Below are 5454 nucleotides of genomic sequence, written 5' to 3' on the forward strand. Positions count from 1 at the left end.
AAAGGAGAAGAAATTTGATTCAATAAAGCGGTCTTTGTAATTGACACCAGACAGCCGCACGACTTGGAGCGGGCGCGTTTCGCTCATGTTGCGACGCAGGGGCGTTTGCAGATCGAGGTCAACCTGGGCTAAGGCAATTTGCAAGGGCTGACTGAGGTAGCCTTTGTCACCAATCAGCAAGCCTTGAATTTGTGGAGTGATTTCCCACAGGGCTTCGCGTTCATCCCCACTGGCAGAACTCACAGCGCATCCCGTGATCACGCCATTCAAGCTGATGCATAAGTGCCCCCGGAAGCCGTAGAACTGCTCGTCCTTGGCAGCGCAGTAGCCGAACCCTGCCACGCCTTGAAAACTCTGACAGACAGCGCCTCGCGTAGGTGAAACAACACAAGCGCATCGGCAGCCCATCGATTAGATGCACCTCGTCTGCAAACGCGCCCAACTTGACCGCTAACTGCTGCTGCAAGCGCTGCTTGTATTGCCATAAGTTCGCCGCTTGCCGCACAAAGCTCGACCGACTCGACAACTGCGGGAACCAACTGCGCCAATGACGTCGAAAATAACTCCAGATCCCTTTGTCGCTATCGTAGTGCTGATATTCCCCGACAATCTCCATCGTGACTACTTCCGCATCGCTCAATCCAGGCTCGAATCCCCGTCCCCGAATCGGCTTTCCTTGCGTCAGTGCTTTCAGTTCATCGTCGACACAACAATAGACCGCAATGATGAATTCCTCGACAGAATACATGCGTCTCACCTGCTTTTGTCGTTTTGTTTTCTATCAAAAGCTTAAGGGTAGGACTTTGCTTCTGCCAATTCTAAAGTTGCACATCACCTATACGTTTGCCGAATCTAACTGCTTTGAGGCACGAGGAGCAAATCAAAGTCAAGATTTGAACTTGGCAGAATTTTCTGGTTTCTACACTCATGCTGGACATAGAATTCCAGTTTTTCAACTCTTTTGCCCGATAGCTGAAGAAGCAAGCATTCCCAATCAAGCAATTCTTATTCTTGATCAAGAACAGTTAGGGTGGCTGATTCAATATTCACCAGCAACAGCGGATGAGCCATACCAAATTGAACAGCATTTTGCTTTCAGCATTCAGGCGTTTGCAGAAGATGAGGCGCTAATGACAGAATTTCTACAAAATCCTCCAGACTGGCTGTTAGCAGCAGGATCACAGATTGAGCAAAGAACTCATCTGGAAGGTCGAGTGTTGATAGCAAGTTATGAGAAATTCCATTTAGAAATTGACTCCGAATTCTCAGGGGTACTCATTCCCTTAATGTCGAGAGACATTGATTGAAATGCGGAGGTTGAACTTGCTCACAAGTTTGCCAAGTATATGAGTTTCGAGCCAAACTCTTGTTCGTATTCAATTGTATTTGCCATCCTTGTACCGCAACGTTGCAGTACAGCAGATTTCTCGTGTCACCATTCGCTAAAAGCGTTTGGTTCTATCCGAATTTCAGCAGTTATACGAAGTTTTCAGTACACTGTAGGGCTTGAAGCGTTTGAAACGGAAGTCCCATTGCCCGCACCACAATCTCCAACGCCACTCCTTCTTTCAGCAAATTAGCCGCAATTTTCAACTTTTCTTTCTGCGCTTGATCTTCCGCCGTAGATGGAGGCAAGGCGAGAACTTTATGCAATCCATGCGTTTGTGAACCTGACTGGCGTTCCTGACAATTTCTAAAGAAGGCATTAATTGCCGCTTCCTGTTCCGCTCGAAGGGTGTAACGACGAAATACAGTTTCGCTTTCAATTCCGCCTAATCGACGGGCATGAGATGGATCAATATTATCCAGCAGCAGTTCTGTGAGATAGGTGTGGCGAAATAGGTGAGGATGCAAATTTGGAAGTTTAGCTAATTCTCCAATCTTCTCAATGGCAAAGTACACGCCATGATAAGTTAATCGCTCACCTCGTCGCGTCACATGATGGGATAACATCAACGGTCGGTCATGACTGAGTTCTTCACCTTCACTACTGCGCGACTCCAAGTAAGATTCAATTTCTATCCAAGCTGCGGGGTCAATTGGAACAATGCGGGGGCGATCGGTCTTCGTATTGGCAATGAACAGAACTTTTCCAGTAAACCCATCCGTCGAATGGTTCCTGATCGCGCCGATGTTCAAATCCACCACCTCACCTGCTCGCAGACCGTGGCTCAGAATGTGAATGAGGGCGCGATCGCGCAATTGCGTTTCTCCCCGTTGGGCAACTGCACCCCAGACCAATACCTGTTCTGCATCGGTTAAACTCTGTGCTTCGGGTAAAGGAATTGCCTTTCCTTTGAGTCCGATCGCTGGATTTGTAGGTACTAAATCAGGATATGTCTTGTGCAGCCAAGCAAAAAAGCTCCGCAGAGCCATGACCGCTAAGTTCCGACTGCTTGTGGAAAGCGGTTTTCCTTGGCTAGTCCGAACTTCCTCGGTTAAGTACCGCAGATAGTGAGCATTAAGATGGTGCGGTTTAATTTCGCTCCATAGCAATTCCGACCACAGCAGAAAGCGATAGAGTTCACGCTCGTAATTCCTGCGCGTATTTGGCTCAAAGCCGCCTGCGTTGAGAAACTCCCGCACCTTCACGCTGCGAATATCAGTCGGAGTTAGCCTGAGCGTTGCCCCTTTGCCTCTTTGTCTTGGAGGGGCGGCGCGCTCGTCAATTGACGCTGGCATCAGATGAGCTTCAACTTGTGGGAGCGATCGAGCAACCATACTTTCAATCCATTACAAAAAACATTCAGTGTTGAGTGTATCCAACAATCCAGATTTCCCCCTCATACCAATCCCCGCGTAATTCCAGTAGGAAGCCTCCTAATAATAGTGCCAGCCAAACCTCGATCCACGGTCGATTTAACTGCTGACATAATTCGACAAAAGGGATGGCGCGAACTTGCGCTGTCTCCCAAAACGTGACGATCGCTTGCGTCCACTGAGCAACATCCTCATCATGGGCAGTCTCCATCGTTTTTCTGAATTCTTCCGCTTCTTCCTCATCCGTTAATTTCGCTTTCTGCTGCAATTGCTCACTCATCACCGACATTAACCGGGCAGTATCCACCAGTCCTACGGCTGATTCAGTTGGTTCAATTTTAGTAGGTGGTTTGCGATGCTCTGGATAAGGAGCCGGAAGATCATGCTCGACTAATCTAGATAGATTAAATTCCTGAGACTGCATCACCAAATCAACCCGACCAGAAATATCTACGATCGGCTCAACTGGGTCATGCTGCTGCTCCCACTCTTCGATCAAAATATCTGAACGCAGACAAATTAATTCAGCAATTCGCTGCAAAATCTCACCCGCTAACTCAAGCTGTGCAGAAGCGGATTGAGCCGCGATCGTTTCAACCCATTGGTCATAAGTCTGCCATACGATTGTCAGCACCTCTTTCTCGTCAGGAAATGCCGTCGCTACTTCTAGCGATCGCCATAAATCCAGTTCGAGTTGCTGACTATCCATTGACTCTTGCCTCTCATTCACCGCATCGGGCGACCTGTGCAAAGCGGACAAAGTGCTGGGTGACGTTCATCTCCTTCATCATGCAATCGACCAATGCGATAGGTTTGATATCCCGGAAAATTTTCATTTAAGACCTGATTGAGTGCCCTCACCATATTCGGAATGAGATAATCTGTCACGTCTTTTGGCGAGAACCCACGACAATGATAGGGTCCGGAGAATGCAATCATGTGATCGCCCAAATACAGTACCGCCCCGATCGCGTGTAATCGCTCCTTCGGCGCTTCGCGATACCAGAGCAATTGGACATAAATCCGTTCTGGAGGCAAAACTGGAGCAGCTTGAGGTAGCCAAGTTTTGAGCCGATCGGATATAGAAAGTTCATCGCCCTGCACCTGTACTCCTGCGATCGCAGTCTGCTGCTTAGCAAGTTTTTTACGCTGATATTTTTCCCGACGTTGAGCATTAATCGTCTCTTGATTGGCGTAGTAATAGCGGATCTTATGGCAAGGATCACCTTCCCAGCAGCCGTCTCCGCCTTGAGCCGCATCATGAAGCCGTTTTGCCTCCACATCCGAGAGAGCAGAACAGAGCTTACATTTTAGATCAGACGCTTTCGGCATAATATCTACTCCCATTCGTGCTTAACTGCTATTTGTCCAGTTTTGCGAAGGTTTTGAGTACAAATTTACTAAAGTTTAATAGTATTTCTGTTCTTATATTGAACGTCGCTAGAGTTTCGCTAGAGTCAAGATAATTGAATATTATCTTATATCAAAATGTGAGTTGATCTGTACTGCGGGGTGAACGTAGAATTAGGAGGCAATTATGCTGACGACCCTTTCGCGGTCGTGGGGTTTATGGAAATCTCCACTGAGCAAGCCTCAATTCAGACGGAAGTCCACGATCAGGACATTCCGATGCCCCCTAGTGACTTGATATTTGACGACGGAGAACCCTTGGAAAGCCCTCGCCATCGCATCGCGATGAATCTACTCATTCGTTCCGTACAGTCTGCGCTTCAGGATCGGTCTGACTTTTTTGCAGGCGGTAATATGTTTGTCTATTACAGCCGAACGCAAGCGATGAATCAGGACTTTCGCGGACCTGATTTCTTTGTCACCCTCGATGTTGATAGCAGCCGAGAGCGGAAAGCGTGGGTGACATGGGAAGAGGAGGGGCGTTACCCAGATGTAATCGTGGAACTGCTGTCGCCAAGTACTGAAAAGATTGATCGCGAGGACAAAAAGCGTCTGTACGAGCGGGTCTTCAAAACTCAGGATTATTACATCTTCGATCCATTTGATCCTAACTCGTTGCAAGGCTGGCACTTACAGACGGGACGACAAGGTTATCAACCGTTGCAGCCGAATGCTCAGGGCTGGTTGTGGTGCGAAACGTTGGAACTGTGGTTGGGAACTTGGCAGGGGGTGATCGATCGCGAACCTGCAACCGGAACCTACGAGTGGCTACGATTCTATGACGCGGATGGGAACCTCGTCTTATTACCAGAAGAGTCGGAACGGGTGAGAGCAGATCGAGTAGAGCAAGAAAAGTCAAGACTGCTTGAGCAGCTTCGCGCCAGAGGTATCAATCCAGAAGAATTGTTAGGCAGCTAAGAGTATAAACTTTCTTGATCTTGTGTTTCTAATTCCTCGCGCTGATTTGTACAAAGTGTGGCGTAGGGCTTTGCCAGTAATAGTGATTGGAACAACTTCAATAGCAAGGAAGATCAGAATTCTCTTTGAAATCTAGCGCCCAAGTGTCAGTAGTGCTTATTAGTACATCATCAGAAGTGATGTGCTAAGTCAGACAAGCTTGAAGTGTTTCAGAACTTAACCGATCGCTGACCTGTACCGCAACGTTGCAGTACATGGAAGGCATTCGGGGGCAAACACTTCCAAGTGGGCACTAAGCCCTGAAAAAGCACTTATTAACCCGGCAACTTGAGAGAATGCAGAGCGAGTGAGCAATTTGTACAATTA

At 47.9% G+C, this 5454-nt stretch carries 6 protein-coding genes; 2 read left to right on the forward strand and 4 right to left on the reverse strand.

Features of this window, described 5'->3' with window-relative positions; all coding sequences use genetic code 11:
* On the reverse strand, positions 1–408 hold a 408-nt coding region (locus AC5JLB_RS12325; protein WP_495874124.1), incomplete at its 3' end, for a transposase.
* A gap of 395 nt (positions 409–803) precedes the next feature.
* On the opposite strand from AC5JLB_RS12325, the gene AC5JLB_RS12330 reads away from it, so the two are divergent.
* Positions 804–1307 carry a hypothetical protein gene (locus AC5JLB_RS12330; RefSeq protein ID WP_495874125.1) on the forward strand — a complete coding sequence of 168 codons (504 nt, stop codon included), beginning with the start codon at positions 804–806 and terminating at the stop codon, positions 1305–1307.
* Positions 1308–1476: 169 nt separating this feature from the next.
* On the opposite strand, the gene AC5JLB_RS12335 is transcribed toward AC5JLB_RS12330, so the two are convergent.
* From AC5JLB_RS12335 to AC5JLB_RS12345, 3 genes are all read right to left on the reverse strand, one after another.
* Entirely contained in the window at positions 1477–2682 is a 1206-nt protein-coding gene (locus tag AC5JLB_RS12335; protein ID WP_495874126.1) for a tyrosine-type recombinase/integrase, read from the reverse strand.
* Positions 2683–2746: 64 nt separating this feature from the next.
* Entirely contained in the window at positions 2747–3469 is a 723-nt protein-coding gene (locus AC5JLB_RS12340; protein ID WP_495874127.1) for a hypothetical protein, read from the reverse strand.
* 17 nt (positions 3470–3486) lie between these two features.
* Positions 3487–4092 carry a hypothetical protein gene (locus AC5JLB_RS12345; protein WP_495874128.1) on the reverse strand — a complete coding sequence of 202 codons (606 nt, stop codon included), beginning with the start codon at positions 4090–4092 and terminating at the stop codon, positions 3487–3489.
* Positions 4093–4272: 180 nt separating this feature from the next.
* Between AC5JLB_RS12345 and AC5JLB_RS12350 the strand changes: the two genes are divergently transcribed.
* Positions 4273–5088, forward strand: a complete 816-nt coding sequence (locus AC5JLB_RS12350) for a Uma2 family endonuclease (protein ID WP_495874129.1) — start codon at positions 4273–4275, stop codon at positions 5086–5088.
* Positions 5089–5454: the final 366 nt, after the last annotated feature.

The organism is Myxacorys chilensis, from assembly GCF_059505265.1.